20 protein-coding genes are annotated in these 17,714 nt (G+C 44.4%); 10 read left to right on the forward strand and 10 right to left on the reverse strand.

Features of this window, described 5'->3' with window-relative positions:
- Nucleotides 1-12: 12 nt before the first annotated feature.
- A complete protein-coding gene (locus tag R7R78_RS11550) occupies nucleotides 13-546 on the reverse strand; it encodes a GNAT family N-acetyltransferase (protein ID WP_017820066.1) in 534 nt (177 codons plus the stop codon).
- A gap of 148 nt (nucleotides 547-694) precedes the next feature.
- Here R7R78_RS11550 and R7R78_RS11555 point away from each other — a divergent pair, with 148 nt between their 5' ends.
- Complete coding sequence (locus tag R7R78_RS11555; protein ID WP_005374587.1) at nucleotides 695-934, forward strand: RNA recognition motif domain-containing protein; 240 nt, start codon at nucleotides 695-697, stop codon at nucleotides 932-934.
- A 91-nt stretch (nucleotides 935-1,025) separates the two neighbouring features.
- Here the strand turns inward: R7R78_RS11555 and R7R78_RS11560 are convergent, their stop codons facing one another.
- Together R7R78_RS11560 and R7R78_RS11565 are read right to left on the reverse strand one after the other, a co-directional pair.
- On the reverse strand, nucleotides 1,026-1,460 hold the full coding sequence (locus R7R78_RS11560) for a hypothetical protein (RefSeq protein WP_225473590.1): 435 nt from the start codon (nucleotides 1,458-1,460) through the stop codon (nucleotides 1,026-1,028).
- 18 nt (nucleotides 1,461-1,478) lie between these two features.
- A complete protein-coding gene (locus R7R78_RS11565) occupies nucleotides 1,479-2,012 on the reverse strand; it encodes a GNAT family N-acetyltransferase (protein WP_225473591.1) in 534 nt (177 codons plus the stop codon).
- Between the two features lie 358 nt (nucleotides 2,013-2,370).
- Here R7R78_RS11565 and R7R78_RS11570 point away from each other — a divergent pair, with 358 nt between their 5' ends.
- Nucleotides 2,371-2,619: a hypothetical protein gene (locus tag R7R78_RS11570; RefSeq protein ID WP_005374593.1), complete on the forward strand. Its 249-nt coding sequence runs from the start codon at nucleotides 2,371-2,373 to the stop codon at nucleotides 2,617-2,619.
- Nucleotides 2,620-2,911: 292 nt separating this feature from the next.
- Entirely contained in the window at nucleotides 2,912-3,388 is a 477-nt protein-coding gene (locus R7R78_RS11575; protein WP_005374595.1) for an Lrp/AsnC family transcriptional regulator, read from the forward strand.
- A 102-nt stretch (nucleotides 3,389-3,490) separates the two neighbouring features.
- On the opposite strand, the gene R7R78_RS11580 is transcribed toward R7R78_RS11575, so the two are convergent.
- Entirely contained in the window at nucleotides 3,491-4,198 is a 708-nt protein-coding gene (locus R7R78_RS11580; protein WP_005383549.1) for a DUF445 domain-containing protein, read from the reverse strand.
- Nucleotides 4,199-4,789: 591 nt separating this feature from the next.
- Nucleotides 4,790-6,640: an ABC transporter ATP-binding protein gene (locus R7R78_RS11585; RefSeq protein WP_005374597.1), complete on the reverse strand. Its 1,851-nt coding sequence runs from the start codon at nucleotides 6,638-6,640 to the stop codon at nucleotides 4,790-4,792.
- Nucleotides 6,641-7,044: 404 nt separating this feature from the next.
- Here R7R78_RS11585 and R7R78_RS11590 point away from each other — a divergent pair, with 404 nt between their 5' ends.
- Both R7R78_RS11590 and R7R78_RS11595 read left to right on the forward strand, forming a co-directional pair.
- Nucleotides 7,045-8,046 carry an arginine deiminase-related protein gene (locus R7R78_RS11590; protein ID WP_005383547.1) on the forward strand — a complete coding sequence of 334 codons (1,002 nt, stop codon included), beginning with the start codon at nucleotides 7,045-7,047 and terminating at the stop codon, nucleotides 8,044-8,046.
- A gap of 264 nt (nucleotides 8,047-8,310) precedes the next feature.
- Complete coding sequence (locus R7R78_RS11595) at nucleotides 8,311-9,549, forward strand: DEAD/DEAH box helicase (protein WP_031780833.1); 1,239 nt, start codon at nucleotides 8,311-8,313, stop codon at nucleotides 9,547-9,549.
- A gap of 65 nt (nucleotides 9,550-9,614) precedes the next feature.
- Here R7R78_RS11595 and R7R78_RS11600 read toward each other — a convergent pair whose 3' ends face one another.
- Nucleotides 9,615-10,307: an MOSC domain-containing protein gene (locus R7R78_RS11600; protein ID WP_225473592.1), complete on the reverse strand. Its 693-nt coding sequence runs from the start codon at nucleotides 10,305-10,307 to the stop codon at nucleotides 9,615-9,617.
- A gap of 111 nt (nucleotides 10,308-10,418) precedes the next feature.
- Between R7R78_RS11600 and R7R78_RS11605 the strand changes: the two genes are divergently transcribed.
- Both R7R78_RS11605 and R7R78_RS11610 read left to right on the forward strand, forming a co-directional pair.
- Nucleotides 10,419-11,234 carry an AraC family transcriptional regulator gene (locus R7R78_RS11605; protein ID WP_225473642.1) on the forward strand — a complete coding sequence of 272 codons (816 nt, stop codon included), beginning with the start codon at nucleotides 10,419-10,421 and terminating at the stop codon, nucleotides 11,232-11,234.
- Nucleotides 11,235-11,322: 88 nt separating this feature from the next.
- The gene (locus R7R78_RS11610) at nucleotides 11,323-12,315 is read left to right on the forward strand and encodes a zinc-dependent alcohol dehydrogenase family protein (RefSeq protein WP_154204091.1); all 993 of its coding nucleotides are present in this window, start codon (nucleotides 11,323-11,325) and stop codon (nucleotides 12,313-12,315) included.
- Nucleotides 12,316-12,388: 73 nt separating this feature from the next.
- On the opposite strand, the gene R7R78_RS11615 is transcribed toward R7R78_RS11610, so the two are convergent.
- From R7R78_RS11615 to R7R78_RS11625, 3 genes are all read right to left on the reverse strand, one after another.
- Nucleotides 12,389-13,084, reverse strand: coding sequence for a VC0807 family protein (locus tag R7R78_RS11615; protein WP_005383527.1), 696 nt, complete (start codon nucleotides 13,082-13,084; stop codon nucleotides 12,389-12,391).
- Between the two features lie 166 nt (nucleotides 13,085-13,250).
- On the reverse strand, nucleotides 13,251-13,781 hold the full coding sequence (locus tag R7R78_RS11620) for a sigma-70 family RNA polymerase sigma factor (RefSeq protein WP_255209459.1): 531 nt from the start codon (nucleotides 13,779-13,781) through the stop codon (nucleotides 13,251-13,253).
- Nucleotides 13,782-13,901: 120 nt separating this feature from the next.
- Entirely contained in the window at nucleotides 13,902-14,588 is a 687-nt protein-coding gene (locus R7R78_RS11625) for a DJ-1/PfpI family protein (RefSeq protein ID WP_225473594.1), read from the reverse strand.
- 126 nt (nucleotides 14,589-14,714) lie between these two features.
- Here R7R78_RS11625 and R7R78_RS11630 point away from each other — a divergent pair, with 126 nt between their 5' ends.
- Nucleotides 14,715-15,671 carry a LysR family transcriptional regulator gene (locus R7R78_RS11630; protein ID WP_225473597.1) on the forward strand — a complete coding sequence of 319 codons (957 nt, stop codon included), beginning with the start codon at nucleotides 14,715-14,717 and terminating at the stop codon, nucleotides 15,669-15,671.
- Nucleotides 15,672-15,798: 127 nt separating this feature from the next.
- Nucleotides 15,799-16,338 carry a CAP domain-containing protein gene (locus tag R7R78_RS11635; protein WP_167415805.1) on the forward strand — a complete coding sequence of 180 codons (540 nt, stop codon included), beginning with the start codon at nucleotides 15,799-15,801 and terminating at the stop codon, nucleotides 16,336-16,338.
- Nucleotides 16,339-16,415: 77 nt separating this feature from the next.
- On the opposite strand, the gene R7R78_RS11640 is transcribed toward R7R78_RS11635, so the two are convergent.
- The gene (locus R7R78_RS11640) at nucleotides 16,416-16,835 is read right to left on the reverse strand and encodes a VOC family protein (protein WP_005374615.1); all 420 of its coding nucleotides are present in this window, start codon (nucleotides 16,833-16,835) and stop codon (nucleotides 16,416-16,418) included.
- A gap of 229 nt (nucleotides 16,836-17,064) precedes the next feature.
- Here R7R78_RS11640 and R7R78_RS11645 point away from each other — a divergent pair, with 229 nt between their 5' ends.
- Nucleotides 17,065-17,634: an imm11 family protein gene (locus R7R78_RS11645; protein ID WP_065275549.1), complete on the forward strand. Its 570-nt coding sequence runs from the start codon at nucleotides 17,065-17,067 to the stop codon at nucleotides 17,632-17,634.
- Nucleotides 17,635-17,714: the final 80 nt, after the last annotated feature.

Below are 17,714 nucleotides of genomic sequence, written 5' to 3' on the forward strand. Positions count from 1 at the left end.
TAGATTGGAGTGTTAGTCGCGACGAATTTTGGCGTAAATAACGGTGTTACTCAACTCTCCCGATGTAGTCAGACGTTCGTTTCTGAGCTCTCCTTCGAACTCATAACCACAGCGCTCGGCTACAGCCCGGCTCTTTTGGTTGGTGCTATCAGCATGAATTGCGATTCTCTTGGCGCCCAAGTCATCAAACGCATAGCGCTCAACTTCGAGCACAGCCTCGGCAACATAACCATTGCCAACGGCAGCATTATCTAACCAATAACCTATCTCAAAGGATGGTACGTCGGGATCTCGAATCATCAAGCCGACCGCACCCAGTAAGCGATCGCTTTCCTTTTCAATGATGTAGTAACGCAGCTCTTCTTCGAAGTTTTCAAAGTTTGCGATGGCTTTCTCTGTCCCTTCTATCATCGCTTCTAATGTCAGCACATGAGGCACCCACGGCAGATAGACTTCGAGAGTCTTTTGGCTGCGAACGACAGCTTGATGCGCCTCTTCGGCTCGTTCTAAACAAGCAGGGATGAGTTTGAGACGTTTCGTTTCCATGCCGACTCTCCTATGGGTGAAAAATGAACGGAAAATCATTTAAACAGATGTACTTAGAATGATCTAGTCAACGCCGTCATATTATTCACTTGGTTTGCCAGAGAGAAACTGAGAGAATCGAACCGTTATCAAACCAACTAGGTTCATTATGAAACTTTTAGTAAGAAACTTGGCTCGTCACATGACCGAGCAAGATATCCGCAAATTATTCTCAGCGTACGGCAAAGTAGAACTGTGTTCGCTAGTGCTTGATCAAGACACGGGTTTGTCGAAAGGCTTCGGTTTTGTCATCATGCCGGACGAAGCAGAAGCCATTTCTGCTCTTGAAGCACTGAATTTGACGAACGTAGAAAAAAGCAAAATTCGCGTGAAAGTCGCACAAGACTAATACAGAGAAAAGCCAGCGTTATTGCTGGCTTTTTTGTCTTTCTATTTAGAGGCCAAATTGGCAACATTCTAGAATGTCTTCTCTTTTCGTTTTAGCGAGATTGATCATCAATTCTCTCTTCAAGTTGTTTCATTAAATCCTTTAACTGTAGAGAATCGAAATTGTCTGAATTCGGCACTTGGTAAGCGTCGTTGACTGTGTAGAGCATCAAACTTTTGCTAGAGAAGAACTCTTTCTGTATTTGGACTTTGACAATGTCATCAAGAGGTAGACGGAAGTAAACCGTTGAGCCCTGGCGGTACTTCAAGGTGTTGGTGCTTGCATCGATATCTAGCGTTTTAGGATTGAACACGCGGCGCGTGAAGTACGTTGAGAGAAGTTTCAATCCTATTATCGTGAGTGCTAAGAGTCCAAACTCGACGAGCTTGTCTGCTAGGTCGGAAAAATAGAACAGCGACAACGATACCGTTCCCAGCAATAAAGGGTTGTTCTTGGGCAGATTTTGTGAAGTTTCATGTATGATCATCCGACATATCCCTCGACTTTATTCAGAAGCGACGAACGTGAGTTGGTAGACACAAACCTTTCGTTCTTTGCCTTGCATGCGCAATGTTTTGTCACCGATGTAAGGGATATTTAGTTTTTGGATCACCGATTTAGAACGCAGATTGTCCACCAAATGCATCACGGTTATTCCGTTTAACTCAAAGTGCATTCGAGCAAATTCGAGTAAGGCTTTGGAGGCCTCGAATGCATAGCCTTTCCCCCAATGTGGCACGCCAACCCAGTAGCCTAATGTTCCGTACCCCTCTTCGATACGCGGTAAACTCACCGCACCAAGTAACTCCCCAGTGTTTCGCAAGGTAATAGTGTACGCCACGCCTTGATGCTGCTGATACATCGGATAGTGCCTATCTATCCATGCTTGCGCCATCGGTAGCTCATAAGGATGTGGGATGTTTGCTGTCATGTCGGCAATTCGCTTATCTCCAGCGAGTAAAGCCACTTGTTGGCAGTCATCGATATTGAATGGCCGGAGGACGAGTCTTTCGGTAGTGAGAATCGGTTGTATCGTCATGCATTTCTTCCTTGATGAGACGGCTATAGCTGCTAGCAATTGGTTTGCGGGGTAAATCAAGATAACAAGGCGTCTCGAAAGCTCGATCTAGCCAGCTGTAAAGTTGTCATGCGCCTTACTAAATAATAAGCCCGAACAATTGCTTATGTGTAATGTGTCGTATTATTACACACATAAGCACGTTTGCTCATATTGATGGTACAAAAGTTGAGGTCTGACCAATGTCTCAGTTTTTTGATACTTTCGTTCAATTTTTTGAAGATAGGGCACAAAAAATTAAAGGAGCTTTTTAATTGTGGAATTATTTTGAACAAAATATGTCAATTGTCAGTAGGACGAAAAAGTAGGGAGAAGAGAAATGCCGGATATATATTGCGCAGCTTGTAGAAAATCAACGCAACATAAAGTGATTATGAAGCGTTGCGAGCCTCAGTCTGTTGACTCGTTAACAGGCAAAATGGTGAGTTTTACACAGCTGATGGCGAAATTTGTATCAGGTGAACATTATTACGAGATGGAGCCTCAATACTACTGCCGTTGTTGTAATCATCGTGCAATTGGAGAGGTTGTTCCACATCCTACACGGCATACATCGGCCGCACTCTAACTCTGAGTGATAGCCATGATTAATGGCTAAATAGGGCGGCGTTGCCCGAACGACATATCTATACAGGCGTGTCATGCGCTTTCAAATTTGCGACTCCGCGGGAGCCGCTAGGTTGCTTTTTCTCTTCATATCACGGTTACTAAGTGAGCGGCAATAATCATAGCTCTTTCCCTCCTTCGTTGTTTTCTGGTTATTCTCTGCTGAATTTCACATGCTGTGCATTTGATGGTTTGCAATTTTTTGAGCAACGATTAATGTGATGCTTTCTAAGTGGTTACAAGGAAGTGGGTTAATGAGTTATCAATTGGACCGGATTGATTTACATATTTTGAGAGTGCTTCATTCGAGAGGCAGAATTCCAGTTGTAGAACTAGCAAAGCTGATTAACTTAACGACTTCTCCATGTTCTGATCGTGTAAAGCGGCTAGAAAAAGAAGGGTATATCAATGGTTATCATGCGGAGTTGAATGCGGAAAAGTTGGGGCTGGATGTGCAAGTATTCATCCATATTCGTTTAGACCAAACCAGTTTTTCTATTTTTGAAAAGTTTGCGAAAGCGGTGGAATTGATGCCTGAAATTGAAGAGTGCTACTCGCTCTCTGGAGATTTCGATACCATGATAAAAGTTCGTGTTAAGAGCATGAAAGCGTATCAGGAGTTTATGTCGAGCAAGTTAGGCACGCTTCCGGGCGTGATTCAAACTCGTAGTGAAGTGGTCATAGAAGAACATAAAACGGGATTTGGTGTTAATCCCGAGCTCCTTGGTTAGGCGAGGCATGTGTTGAGCCTCCTTATTTAGCGTGGCTTGGTATATTACTTTTTCACGATTAAAAAAGGAGCCGAAGCTCCTTTTTAATAAATCGGTGAGCGATTATGCCCCGATAAAGGTGCTGATAACGCCAATTAAACCACCAAAAACACCGCCCCAAACGACTAGCCAGCCAAGGTGTTGTTTAATCATCTTTTGCACCATTTCTTTAACTAATGCCGGTGTTAATTCGCTTAAACGTTGATCGATGATACCTTCAATGTTCTGCTTTATCTCATCCATCATTGCAGGAGATTCGAATTGCTCTTTCAGTGCTTCTTTGATGTTATCGCTCTTGCTCAACTCAATGATGGATTCTTGCATCTTTTCGACGAAAGGTTGGCGCATGGGTTGTAGCGCTTCCGAGCCGCCAAACATCGCTAGCATGCCACCAAACTGAGAGCCTTCAATTACTTCCACTAGGGAATCAAATGCTGGATTTAAATCTACTTTCTCAATTACTGGTTGAAGATCGATGTTCACACCGCCCGCCATTTCTTTATTCAAGAATCGGTCAATGTTCGCTTCAGTAAAAAACTGTTCCATCATCAGGTTTTTGATAGCCAGTTTAAACTCTTCAAATCGCGCGGGGATCACGCCAGAACCGTATAATCCAGGCACTTTCTCAAACAGCATATGGATGGCAAGCCAGTTGGTGATGGCGCCTGAGAACGCAAACAGCCCTGCATACCAAAGATAGTCGTTTTGTAATTGATGACCTCCAGCCATCAAAGCGATAGCGAGGACATTCGTTAGCAAACTTTTGTTCATAGTGACCAGTTATATATGAATATCGGAAAGAATAAGTGGGCCTGATTCTATACCTAAGTCACATTAAGATGCTAGGTTTTGCCGTGATGAGTAGTCTTGTAGCGAAGGGAAAAAAATGAATGCTCGGAAAAACAAAACCCGACAATCATTGTCGGGCCACTGCTTTTTCTTAGAAAAACTAAGATTCTATTTTTAATTTTAGATGCGGTAGATCTTACAACAAAGTTGGCATTTCCATCTTTCTGAGTAGCCAAATAGCTTGTCAGCCCAACTTGGTTTGAGTTGTACGATCTGCATTGAACCACATTTACACATAAGCTAATTACCTTATTGTTAATATAATAACTAAGCCATCTATTGAGTATAGCTGTTTCTCAAAAAGTGAAATGACAAATGAAGACGGCTCAATACTCTGTATTGTGTTCATTGCAATGGATACGCAACGAGGCGGTATATTAGCAGAAAAAGTGTGAGCTTTATCATGGAGAGTGTTTCATATATGAGAAACCACAATGGCTATATGAGCATCTAGCCATGGATTTAAATAAAAAACGGCGCTTAAAGCGCCGTTTTTATTGAGCTTATCACTCGTTAAGAAGCGTGTTGATTGTCTAGTTCTTCAGCGATAAATCCGCCAGTTTGATGCGCCCAAAGCTGGGCGTAAATGCCGTTATTCGCAATGAGTTCTTGATGAGAACCTTGTTCAACGATGCTGCCTTTATCTAGCACGATGAGGCGATCCATTTGTGCGATGGTCGATAATCGGTGAGCGATAGCAATAACCGTTTTCCCTTGCATTAATTCATTCAAGCTTTCCTGAATCGCTGCTTCGACTTCTGAATCTAGAGCCGATGTTGCTTCATCCAATACCAGCAATGGTGCATCTTTGAGTAGCACACGAGATATTGCGATACGCTGACGTTGGCCGCCAGACAGTTTCACACCACGTTCACCAACTTGCGCATCGTATCCGACATTACCAAATGGGTCGGTCAGAGTTTCGATAAACTCATGGGCATGCGCTTGCTTAGTGGCTTTCAGCAAATCTTCTTCTGTCGCATCTGGATTGCCATACAAAATATTGTCTCGAATTGAACGGTGTAGCAGAGAAGTATCTTGGGTCACCATACCGATCTTTGAACGCAAAGAGTCTTGTGTGACTTCTGAGATGTTCTGTCCATCGATCTTAATGCTGCCGTCTTCGACATCGTGGAAACGAAGTAACAAGTTCACCAAAGTCGATTTTCCGGCGCCGGAGCGCCCAACCAAGCCTACTTTCTCTCCTGGTTTGATGTTGAGATCGAGATGGCTAATTACGCCTTTGTTCTCACCGTAATGGAAGCTGACGTTATCAAAGTGAATGCCTCCTTCAGTGACAACCAAGTCTTTTGCACCTGGTTTATCTTTAATATCAATAGGCTTAGAGAGTGTTTTCATTCCATCGACAACGGTTCCCATGTTTTCAAAGAGGGCGCCAACTTCCCACATTATCCACATCGACATACCATTTACGCGTAATGCAAGACTAACAGCAATCGCAATCGCGCCAACGCTAATGGCACTATCCAACCACAGGTAAATAGATAAAGCAGCAACGGAAAAGACCAAAATATAGTTTGAGATCTCTACAGCGACGTCGAAGCCGGTCACTAGGCGCATTTGACGATAGACCGTATTCAAAAATCCTTTCATGCCTTGCTCGGCATATTGGGTTTCGCGCTGGCTATGAGAAAACAGTTTGACGGTTTGAATATTGGTATAACTGTCGACGATGCGCCCTGTCATTGTCGAACGTGCATCGGCCTGTGCTGAAGCGACGTCTTTGAGCTTAGGGACAAAATAGATTTGGATAGCGATGTAAGCGAGTAGCCAGACAATCATTGGGATCATCAAACGCCAGTCTGCCGTCGCTAACATAATGATCATGCTGGTGAAGTAAACCGTAACGTAAACAAACACATCCATAGCTTTCATCACGGTTTCGCGCACAGCTAATGAGGTTTGCATGACTTTCGTCGCGACTCGACCTGCAAAATCATCTTGATAGAAGTTCAAGCTTTGATTGAGCAAATACCGGTGTGCAAGCCAGCGGATAGACATTGGGTAGTTGCCCAATAACGTTTGATGAACGAGCAACGAGTACAAGATCACCAATATAGGCATGACAACCAGCAATAAGGCTCCGTAGAAAATCAAATCCGATTTGTTGTCTTGTAAGAACGTTTCTGGATTGCTGGTAGACAACCAATCAACCAATTGTCCCATGGCGCCAAACAACATTACCTCAACAACAGCCACAATTGTGGCCATCAAAGACATGATGATCAAAGGCTTTTCATAACCACGAGTGTAATAACGCAGAAAAGCGAACATCCCTGAAGGAGGCTGATCCGGTGTAGATTTGGGGAACGGCTCTGTAAAGCCTTCAAATCGTTTAAACATAACTCATCCTAAAGTTAAAACAGTGCCATTTGGGGTGGCTAAATCCATCGATTCACGCTGCTTTGGACGAAACCGCGTGTATGAGAGTTTTTTGCCTGCTCCTCGATAAAGCAGACCGATTGACGAGAGGGGCGAAAAAATAGTCTAACCGATTGTGTCTTAAATGTAACTAGTTGGTTATGAGTGTGATTGTCTATGGTTCTGATTCTTATGATGAATTCTTATCATGTTCATCACGGTGCCATAAAATCTTAAACCTGCAAAGTGACAATAAAATTTAGGGAAAAATAAACTTAATGCAGCAAAAAACACTTTTGTGCAATTAAATTAATTGTCAAAACAGCAAAACTGAAGTTAACAATAAATTTACAATCTCCTCATTCTAGTGATAAGGAATATATTGGATGCTATTACACGAATCAGTGACCCAATTTGCTAATGGGAAAGAAGAAAGCACGCAAAGTGCTCAGCGCCAAACCGCAAACTGCGTAGTGATGGTGCCACCGAAAGAGTTTCGTTTTAATGAAGAAACCGCACAAGATAATGAGTTCCAACATAAAGTGTCACTCAGCCAAGAAGAAGTCTCACGTCGAGTAATGGCCGAGTTCGCGAGTATGGTTGCAACGCTGCGTCAAGAGGGCGTTCAAGTTGTTGAGTTTGATTATCCAACTTCAGATGTTGCGACGCCAGACGCGGTATTTCCAAACAATTGGTTTAGCACTACGCCAGATGGCACGTTGTACACCTTTCCAATGGCCTGTGAAAACCGTCAAAAAGAAGTACGTCCCGATGCGCTTGTGGCAGCACTAGCGCAAGCAGGGCGAGAAGTTCATCGACGCAGCAGTCTAACTGAATATCTTGACGAGCAAGCGTATTTAGAAAGCACGGGTGTGATGGTGTTTGACCACCTAAATAAAACGGTCTATGCCGCACTCTCACAACGTTGTGATCGTCTGGTTTTAGAAGATTACGCCGATCGTATTGGCTATGAACGAGTGATTTCTTTCCAAACTCGTTTGCCGTCTGGTGCGCCGATTTATCACACCAATGTGATGATGGCGGTTGGCGAACAGTTTTGCGTGATTTGTGACGAAGTGATCCCAGAATTTGAGCGTCGTTTTGTAATGAAGTCACTCGCCAAAGACAAGCAAGTCATCTCAATTTCGCTTGAACAGATGAACCAGTTCTGCGGTAACATTCTGCAACTGGAAACGATCAACGGCGACAAGGTGATTGCGATGTCGCAATCGGCGTACGATGCATTCTCACCAGCACAAAGAAACCAATTGGCAACGCACGGTAAATTGCTGCCATTCGACGTTTCTACCATAGAATCTATTGGTGGTGGTTCGGTTCGTTGCATGTTGGGTGAAGTGTTCTTACCGAATCGTAAAGCTGTGCTTTAATAAACTGCACATTTCTTTTCAGCCGCAGTGAAAGGCTGACGAAGCGTTCTCTTCAAGGGTTTTTAGCCGTTAGCTCTGTGGCAGTACAGACTAACGGCTTTTTTGCGCTTTTTAGTTTTCTGAAGATTTGCGTAGGCGACGCTTGGTTTAAGCGCCTAAAATAGGATGGTTCACCTAGCAGATTGTGGTAAAGTCCGCGCCTGCGTTTTACCGCATCTTCATTGTTTTTATTGCCTCTTCAACCAAAAGTACAAGGTTTCGCTGATGCCATTTTCTACTCTCTCATTGAGTTCTGAGCTGATTCACGCCCTGCCAAAAGACTTCAAGAAACCGACCGATATTCAAGCGTTGGCCATTCCTGAGCTGTTGGCTGGTCAAGATCTATTGGCTTTGGCAAATACAGGCAGCGGCAAAACCCTTGCTTATGGTTTGCCTTTGTTGGAAAAGCTGGGTGTCAATCCAGAGCAAAAAGCGCTGATTCTTGTGCCAACTCGTGAGCTGGCAATGCAAGTGAGTGAAGCAATTAACCAAGTTGGTCAAGTTCTTGAACTCAACGCAGTGTGTTTGTGTGGCGGCGTTGATAAAGAGCAACAACAGCAGGCGCTAGCGACAAATCCTCATATCCTTGTCGCGACGACAGGTCGTTTGGTTGATCTGGCAAACAACGGTTTAGACTTAAGCAATATCCATTACCTAGTGTTGGATGAGGCGGATCGTCTGTTGGATATGGGCTTTTGGCCTGACGTGCAAAATATTGCGGGGCTGATTTCAAACCAGCGTCAAACCGCAATGTTCTCGGCAACGTTTTCAGATGAGTTGAAGGGTAAAGCGAAGCTGCTTATGCAGGCACCAAAGCAAGTTGCAGCGCATCAAGAAAACAGCACCAACCAAGATATTGCTGAAACGCTGTACCTCGTCAACAAAGGCAGTAAAACCAAGGCATTGATTGAACTGATTCAAAAAAACGCGTGGACTAAGGCATTAGTCTTTATTGGTGCGAAAGAGAACGCCGATGGCTTAGCGAAGAAGCTGAATAAAGCGGGCATCTCAACCAATGCGTTGCATGGCAATAAGAGTCAAGATGAGCGAGAAGAAGCACTGGCGCAGTTTAAATCTGGGCAAATTCAGGTGTTGATTGCCACCGATCTACTAGCGCGTGGCATTCACATTGAGCAATTACCTGTAGTGATCAACTTTGAACTGCCAATGTATGCAGAAACCTATGTTCACCGAGTAGGACGTACCGCTCGCGCAGGCGAACAAGGTGTCGCGATGTCATTGGTTTGTCATGGTGAAATGGACGCACTAAGCGCGATTCGTCACCTGACTCAACGTGCATTACCAGTGCAAGATCTGGCAGGTTTTCCAGTAACGGATAAGCCATCAACTGGCGAGAGCAAACGCGCGCCACGCGATAAAAAAGCCAACCGCCGAACTAATGCTAAGAAGAGCATTAAGCAGTTCCAAGGTAAGTCGAAACGCCCAGCCCCGAGTGCGAAGTAAACCAAAAAAACACGCTCTGACGGCATAGTCGGTTCAGAGCGTGGCTTAAATTTTACTTTGGGGTGTTAACCCACAGTTGGGCCAACCAAGCGCATTTCCCAATCTTCAACTTCGCCAGTTTCTAGGCGGCGCTCGACCAACTTGCCCCAAGACTCGACTAACGGCAGCTCAGACAGCTTAGTGAGTTCTTTTCTATCTAAACAGCCAGTGAAAACCGCGCCCATGATGCGAGCCAGTGGCCATTCTGGATAAGGTCTTTCGCACAGAATAATCTCGTCACCTGCACCGATATCGCCTTCTTCCAACACTCGGAAATACCAGCCTGTTCGAAGCGTATCTTGCAGTCTTCTCGCCATGTCGTGTTGGTCAAAACGTACGTTAAGTTTCCAACAAGGCATGCGACCTTGCGACACTTCCAGTAGTTTTGAGCCGATGCGAATTTTATCTTTCAAGCAAATCGTGGATTCGGTGACGCCTTCGGAGCTGATGTTTTCGCCAAAGCCGCCGGCGGATTGGAAAATTGGTCTTTTGCCTAATTCTTGTTGCCAGATTGGGTAGTGCTCGCTTGGGTAAATATGAAGCGCTTTTTGAATGCCACCATGAAAGCGCGGATCACCTTGCTCATCACTGGTAAAGCCAAGCTCTGTTGCGTGCTGGCGCTCAGGTAGCACTTGTTTGTTGATTGCGCTTTGCACTCCATGAGCATAAGGGACGGTTTTCCCTGCTAGCACAGCTTTTACGACGCCGATTTTCTTCATATAACCTCCTTATTATTTGAATGAGAGATAAAGTGTTTATCTTCATTCGCGATGCGGAGCATGATAGCCTAGTAAACTTGTGTCGGTGTAGGGATGAAAAGACAACTAACAATGCTAACTCGCCAAATTGATTCGAAGTCAGGCGTCGTCACCTCCAATGAGACGATGGCCGCGAACCCCCATTCTCCTGTTTTAGTGAAAACCATCGACATGCCAAAAGGTTACATTGATGCGCTGCATCAACACACTTGGCATCAAATCATCTTTCCTATCAAAGGGTTATTGCAAACACAAACGGAGCATTATCAGCACTTGGTTCCACACACCTCTGCGTTATTTGTTCCTGCGGGTGTTCAACACGAGTCGATTGCTCTAAGCAATACGATATTTGTTGGCATTTACCTCAACCCTGAGTTTGGTGCGACGTACGAGCCACAAGTGAGAACCATTGCTTTAACGTCGTTTTTAAATGCGCTTTTACAAGAGATCCGCAGACTGTGTGAAGGTGAGACAAGCCACGAAGAAGTGTTGCATTTACTGGCGGTGCTGCATGATCAAATTTTGAAACGCAACGTGCAGACATTTCAGTTATTGCTGCCACAAGACAGACGACTAAAACTGATTTTCGAGCGACTGACTGACGAGCCAGCGTTGAGCTGTTCGCTAAAAGAGTGGGGGGAGAAAATTGGGGCGTCTGAGCGTACTTTATCACGGCTGTTCGCCAAGGAATTCAACACTTCATTTCTACTTTGGCGGCAACAAATTCGGCTAATTTACTCGCTTTCTTTGTTAGATGAATCGTTGCCAATCCAAGCCATTGCAGACCTAGTGGGTTATCAAAATGACTCATCCTACATCAAAGCATTTAAAGCCTATTTTGATATGACGCCACAACAGTTTAGAGTGAACGGCGCATCGCGCAGGTAGAAATACAGAGCTTCGACTTCACTTAATGCTTTTGAGTAGAAGTCGCGAAACTTCCTTTTTGAATTTCAATTACATGGTATGAATAACAATGGCACCAACGATAAATACTCGAGTGAATCAATTCTGTTTTGGTCAACCCAAAACGTCGCTGTCGTTGGAAAAAGAGCCCCTCAAACCGCTTGCTCAGGGCAAGGTTCGGGTGCGACTGGAAGCCACCAATATTAACCCAAGTGACTTGCTTTCCATTCATGGTGTTGGGCAATACCGCCGCGTTCACGTACCACCTCGCGTGCCGGGATTTGAAGCGGTTGGGCGTGTGGTGGAAGTCAGTGCAGTTGGTCAAACTGGCCTTCAAGTTGGGCAAAAGGTGTTGGTGGCGATGAGTGGTACTTGGCAATACTACATAGATGCCTCGCCTGAGAATCTTTTTCCGCTACCTGAGAGTTTGGAGAACGGCTATGCCTGCCAATTGTACATCAACGCGCTAACCGCGTGGGTTATCACCACTAAAGTGGCGAAGTTGAACAAAGGCGATGTGGTGATCATCAATGCGGCAGGGTCAGCGATCGGTAAGATATTCGCCCAGCTTGCTCACTCACTGGGTTTTACACTGATTGCTGTGACTTCAAAGCCAGAAAAGTATCCGTACGATACGATTCCAGTGTTGGACGCAAAACAAGACTTACACGCGCAGCTGCAAACGCGCCAACTGCCACAACCAACGGTCGCTTTGGATGCGATAGGCGGTGAGGCTGGCACGGATCTCATTCGTACCTTGAAAGAAAACGGCCAATACATCAACTACGGAACATTGTCGTTAACGCCTTATACGCCTGAGTTTTTTGAATCGATGAAGGCCAACAACATCGACTTTAGTACATTCTTTTTGCGGTATTGGGAAGAATCGGTAGGTAAAGGCGGGAGAAAGACGGTGTTCGCTGAAATGTTAGAACACTTTATTAGCAGCGACATAAAGTTAAACGTTGCATATGATCTGTCGTTAGAGGACTTTCAAACAGCGATTGAAATGGTTGAGCGACGCTCGTCAGCAGTGTCAGGAAAAATCATTTTGACGCTGTGAATTACAGTGGGCCTGTTGAGAAAAGGGAGGATAAAATCCTCCCTTTTTTATGGGTTTATTTGTAATGATAGGGCTATTTTAGATGGAAGATTTGCTCTGTTTCGAGCGATGTCATCGCACGTACTTGACGCCAAATGTAATAAAAAATACCGAACATCATCAACATACTTGGGATGGCAATCATTGGGTAACTGTACAGCGTCATTTTTCCTAACTCTTCGTTAAAGGCAGCAGTACCAGAAGGGCTAGTCACAATCCAAGTCGCAAGGAAGTAGTTCATTGCAGATGAGAACGCAAAAGTACTTGCAAACAGGTAGTTAGAAGACATAAGGCAACGTTCGAACGCATCGGTTTTACCATTTTCTTTTAAACGTTGGTTAATCAACGCGAGGTTCAACACAGTGTCATTCAGTACTAACTTCTGCATCAGCGGGTAGCGGGTAAACGTTGAACCCAAAACCGCTAAACCGATCAGGCCAGGAATCAGGGCTTCTTTTAGTGCTAACCAGCGTGTATCAAGCTCTAACAAGCCGATGCCACCAGTTAGTAGAACACTGATAAAGCCCAGAGCAGAAATAAAGTTAAATTTCTTGTTACGGACAAGGTCCATACCGCCATAAATGATAGGAAATAGCAAAGCGACAACCAGCGCCATTGCTGTCCCTAGATGCTCATCGCCACTAAACTTCATCAAAATGAAGGAAGGGATAAATACGTTGAAAAGGATTTCAAATAAGGGATTCGGCTTTTTCGCCGTCGTGTTACTCATAATGTTTTACTGACTCTACTCTATGTCGGCTGTTATTGTACTTTGACAAGAAGTGTTCATCTAGTCGCGCTTGATGTAAAGCGTTAAAGCGTCGAGTTGTGTAACGACTTATGAAATAGACCGGAGCATAGCCAGTTAGTTTACATGATTGACTACTTTTTGTGTCTTAATGACTCTCCTTCTGTGCGATGATCTGATTACGCGCTCTGAATAATCGAGTCGCCACTGTGTTGTGGTTGAGCCTCAAGGCTTGGGCAATTTCATCATGATTCAACCCAGCCACTAAGCTCAAGAGCAACGGCTCTCGGTATTTGGGTTCGAGAATCATCATTTGTTTTTGAAGCCAATCTTGGGCCATGTCGTAGTCACTGCCAGGGTAGGTTTTTGTCTGTATTGCACACTCATCAATGTCGACAAAGTCGTACTGTTTTCTATCAAAGCGCCGAGCATTCTCACGACGCAAAATAGTAATGAGCCAAGACTTCGCGGCGTTGGGGTCATTTAATTTATCAAAGAATCGCCACGCTTTCAGAAAGGTTTCTTGCGCTAAATCTTGAGCAAGGTGGTGATCTTTGCATAACCAATACGCGAGACGGTAGATCTCTTGGTATCGATCTTTCGTCAGTGCTTCGTAACGTTTATGTTTTTCCATAGCATTAAGATAAAAAGTTTGGAGAGCACGTTGTGTCTGCCAGATGAACGACAACCCTTTTTATCGCTTTTACAGTGATAAAAAGGGTTGTTCGATTAGGAAGACAAATTCGAAGAGTTAACCTTCCAAATATCGAAGGGTGACTCTGATTTCTTTCTTACACGCTTAAAATGGTTGGTTGGAAAAGCGTGAGTACTGGATGGCATCTGCGACTTCCTGAGCTTTAGACTCTGAAGTCATAAGGTGAAGTAGCTTAAGAGCAGCTTGATAGCTAACTAGGCTACCGTTCGAAGTGATAACGCCATCATCAATGACAAAATTCTGGTCGACTTGTACTTTGACTGCTGGGTAATCTCTTTGAAAGCCGTTTTCACCTCCGGCCCAAGTTGTTGCTTTTTTACCGTTTAAAAGGCCAGCTTCGGCTAACAAATACGCGCCAGAGCAATTACTTGCCATCCAATCTGCCGCCTTTGAGGTAGTTCTAATAAAGTGAATGAGATCTTTATTTTCGATTAGTGCATCCATGTCATAGCTGGATGTTAAAACCAATACGTCGAGTTCCGGCAGATCACCAATCCAAGCATCCACACCAATTTTTAATCCTTCTTCAGTGGTGATGGTTTTCTGATCTGAGACGGAAATGGTGAGCACGTCATAATCACTAAACCAAGTGAGACGACTTGCGACGCCAAAGACCTCTAAAGGCGCAGTAACATCAGAGGTCAGTACGCCATCGTAAACCAGAATACCAATTCGTTTATCTGCGGCATGTGCTGTTTGAAGCATCCCAAAGAATAGGACTAGTGTTGCTATCAATAGTTGTAGTGCATTCTTCAATCCGTTTTTACCCATGGTTTTTTCCTCGTTAACAGAGCATCAAGTTATTGAGGTTCATTATATTTAGGCTAATTAGTGATTGAAGAGCCACTTTGTCTTTACTAAAGTGAATAAAATTCATGAATAGAGTTCATTGGTTATATGGATAAGATACGGTCCCTACGATTTTTTATTGCCACTTTAGATGGCGGTAGTTTTGCTGCGGCTGCCAAAGTGTATGGCACTGACCCTTCGACCGTGAGTAAAGCCATACATCGTCTTGAAAGCGATTTGGGTATACAGCTTTTTCAACGTTCTACGCGACAGAGCCGCCTGACAGAAGCTGGTCGTCGGTACGCAAATACTGCTAGGTTTGTACTGGAAGAGCTGGCGGCATGTGAGGATTCATTAAAAAGTCACAATGATGCGCTTTCAGGGCAGCTTAAGATTAATGTGCCAGTCTCGTACGGTCGCCTCTATATTCGTCCTTTATTAAAAGAGTTTTGCCGCCGCTACCCTAACATCACTATCGATATTCATTACGATGACGCCTACGTTGATATTATTGAGCAAGGTATTGATGTGTCGATTCGCTCTGGTGTCGTTCACGATAGTCAATTGATTGTGCGTCAGCTCAGCCCTATCGATTTTATCATTTGTGCCAGTCAGGAGTACTTAGCGCGCCATGGTGTTCCGAGTGGCCCGGGTGTATTCAATGACCATTCTTGGGTTCGTTTTCGTTTTAAACAAACGGGGAAACTGTTGCCGATTCGGATGCCAGAACCAGACGGTGCAAGTGAGTATAACCCCGAGAGAAATTTTATTGTAAACGACGGCGAATCGATGGCAGAGCTTTGCGCAGAAGGCTTAGGGTTAACTCAGATTCCTCACTTTATCGCGAGAGATTGGCTCAAAGCAGGGCGTTTAGTGCCGATATTTCCGAGCATGCGTCAAGCAGGAAATGGCGTGTATCTTCTCTATGCTAACCGGGAATATGTGCCTGCCCGAGTGAGGGTGTTCATCGATTTTATCACTCAAGCAATACAGGATATGGATGAAACGCCATTCCATACGTGGGCTGAAACGTTGCCGATTTACCAACCGAACCAAGGTGATTGAAAACTTCATGTGAGTCTTTGGTTAAAACACCCCAAGCCATATGGTGCTTTTATTGGTTTTTGTTAGGTTATTGGGCGTTATTATCGAAAAGCGCAGTTTGCTCTTCGTCACTCATAAAGGAAAGACAATGCCAACTAAGATCTTAGCGCCAGTTTTGGCTCTACTTCTCAGCGCATGTGGCGGCGACGGGGAGTCGTCAGCCCCAGCAGAAAGCGGCTCACAAAACACAGGTTCCACATCGTCACAAGGCACATTTGCCGAGCAGATGCTTGCAGCGGTCAACAGCGCCCGCTCTACTACACAACAGTGTGGCGCAACCACCATGCCACCTGTTGGGGCCCTGACTTGGAGCTACGATTTGGAAAGCGCCGCTTATCGACATTCAAGCGATATGGCGAACAGCGATTTCATGAGCCACACAGGCTCTGATGGCAGCAAAATGTCAGATCGAGTTAACGCAACGGGTTATGCTTGGAGCGCCATTGGTGAGAATGTCGCCGTAGGGCAAAGCAGCATTAACGCCGTCATTAATGCTTGGTTATCGAGTGAAGGTCACTGCCTTAATATCATGAGTGCGGATTTTGATCAGATGGGCGCGTCGCTTGTCGAAAATCACTCTGCACGCTACGGATATTACTGGACTCAGGTTTTTGCCAAACAGCGCTAATGCGATAAAGAAGCCTGATAGATAAAATAAAACGCCAGCAGTCACTATCTGCTGGCGTTTTATTATTTACATCTCTTTTAGCTTGTCAGGTTACGAAGTTTTGGGTCATCCGCCAGGTATTCAACAAATTCAATCTCAAAACCGGCAGGGTCAACAAAATACACATTTTTGCGGTATGGTTCATCAGCACCAGGTTGGGCAATCGGATAACCTGCATCGGTTAGTCTTTTGATGATTGCATCGACGTTGTTGGTCACATAAGCAAAATGCGCTAGCCCAACTTGGTGCCCGCTCAACTCGCGGTTTTCTCCTTCGCCATGGTCACTCATGGCTATGTATTGATACTCGTCGCCAAAATGTAGCCAGTTTCTTGGTTTGCCACTCCATTCGCCTTTACCTTCATCACGCACGTACCAATGTGGAAATGCAGTTTGGTAAAACTTCAGCATTTCAGGGATATCTTTCACGACTAAGTTAATATGTTCTAGTTGGATCATGATGTGCTCCTTTTTGTCATTTTCTAGCCAACGATGAATATGCTAAAACCTCAAGTTAAGTTTAGGTAAAGGGCTTTTTTGATTTTATTTGTAGACGCCATGTATAAAGGTCAGGCCGCTGACACTGAAGAGTTGGCTCACACAGAAATCATTGAAACCTTGTGCAAGATTGGAAAGATGTTACATGATGGGGACTTCCAGTTAACCGTTTGATTTAAGTAAGCAAAAGATGAAGGTTTTTACACTTAATCATGATGTTGAGAATTTCCCTTTGTTACAAGAAACTCAACTAGAGATTTCTATACAATACTCGGATGGCGATTTGCGGGAGTTATATGGTGAGCGTGTCGCTGATACTTGGATGATTATTGATTTGGAGTGGGTGAGTGATAACCACATGCTTACAACAAAACCTGATTTTGCAATCTGGCGTGCAGGCGAGTTTGCTTGTTCTGAGTCCGCATATAATCAAATAAACGAAGCTCTTGATTCCAGTTGTGAGTTTTTGCCATTACGCGTCGCTGGCGAGCGTTGGTATGCCATAAACATACTCAAAACTTGCGATGCCATTGATAAGGATCGCACTGTGTTAAATGTAAGAGCTAATGGTAAGCCAAGTCGTGTAAAGCGGTTTAAAAAATTAGTGTTGAGTAGTAAATCAATCAAATCCGGAGGCTTGTTCAGGATTGAAAATAACGGAAGCGGTGTTTACTGCAATGATGAATTAGGTGGTTTGTATGAAATTTACCATCGTTGTCAGCTAAAAGGTCTGATATTTGAAGCAGTAGAAACGAGTTAAAGCCCGCAATGTTTCACCCTAAGTGTATTTCGGCAGCTTTATTTTACTCTGTTATTTCTAGTAATAATTTGTTTCCCCCC

Source organism: Vibrio sp. 2134-1 (assembly GCF_033339495.1).

Bases quoted from the DNA above. Each gene is read 5' to 3' on its own strand.
- R7R78_RS11595 (WP_031780833.1), top strand. From the start codon at position 8,311: ATGCCATTTTCTACTCTCTCATTGAGTTCTGAGCTGATTCACGCCCTG.
- R7R78_RS11615 (WP_005383527.1), bottom strand. From the start codon at position 13,084: ATGAGTAACACGACGGCGAAAAAGCCGAATCCCTTATTTGAAATCCTT.
- R7R78_RS11565 (WP_225473591.1), bottom strand. From the start codon at position 2,012: ATGACGATACAACCGATTCTCACTACCGAAAGACTCGTCCTCCGGCCA.
- R7R78_RS11625 (WP_225473594.1), bottom strand. From the start codon at position 14,588: ATGGGTAAAAACGGATTGAAGAATGCACTACAACTATTGATAGCAACA.
- R7R78_RS11550 (WP_017820066.1), bottom strand. From the start codon at position 546: ATGGAAACGAAACGTCTCAAACTCATCCCTGCTTGTTTAGAACGAGCC.
- R7R78_RS11590 (WP_005383547.1), top strand. From the start codon at position 7,045: ATGCTATTACACGAATCAGTGACCCAATTTGCTAATGGGAAAGAAGAA.
- R7R78_RS11600 (WP_225473592.1), bottom strand. From the start codon at position 10,307: ATGAAGAAAATCGGCGTCGTAAAAGCTGTGCTAGCAGGGAAAACCGTC.
- R7R78_RS11580 (WP_005383549.1), bottom strand. From the start codon at position 4,198: ATGAACAAAAGTTTGCTAACGAATGTCCTCGCTATCGCTTTGATGGCT.
- R7R78_RS11575 (WP_005374595.1), top strand. From the start codon at position 2,912: ATGAGTTATCAATTGGACCGGATTGATTTACATATTTTGAGAGTGCTT.
- R7R78_RS11640 (WP_005374615.1), bottom strand. From the start codon at position 16,835: ATGATCCAACTAGAACATATTAACTTAGTCGTGAAAGATATCCCTGAA.
- R7R78_RS11560 (WP_225473590.1), bottom strand. From the start codon at position 1,460: ATGATCATACATGAAACTTCACAAAATCTGCCCAAGAACAACCCTTTA.
- R7R78_RS11555 (WP_005374587.1), top strand. From the start codon at position 695: ATGAAACTTTTAGTAAGAAACTTGGCTCGTCACATGACCGAGCAAGAT.
- R7R78_RS11605 (WP_225473642.1), top strand. From the start codon at position 10,419: ATGCTAACTCGCCAAATTGATTCGAAGTCAGGCGTCGTCACCTCCAAT.
- R7R78_RS11610 (WP_154204091.1), top strand. From the start codon at position 11,323: ATGGCACCAACGATAAATACTCGAGTGAATCAATTCTGTTTTGGTCAA.
- R7R78_RS11630 (WP_225473597.1), top strand. From the start codon at position 14,715: ATGGATAAGATACGGTCCCTACGATTTTTTATTGCCACTTTAGATGGC.
- R7R78_RS11645 (WP_065275549.1), top strand. From the start codon at position 17,065: ATGAAGGTTTTTACACTTAATCATGATGTTGAGAATTTCCCTTTGTTA.
- R7R78_RS11585 (WP_005374597.1), bottom strand. From the start codon at position 6,640: ATGTTTAAACGATTTGAAGGCTTTACAGAGCCGTTCCCCAAATCTACA.
- R7R78_RS11635 (WP_167415805.1), top strand. From the start codon at position 15,799: ATGCCAACTAAGATCTTAGCGCCAGTTTTGGCTCTACTTCTCAGCGCA.
- R7R78_RS11570 (WP_005374593.1), top strand. From the start codon at position 2,371: ATGCCGGATATATATTGCGCAGCTTGTAGAAAATCAACGCAACATAAA.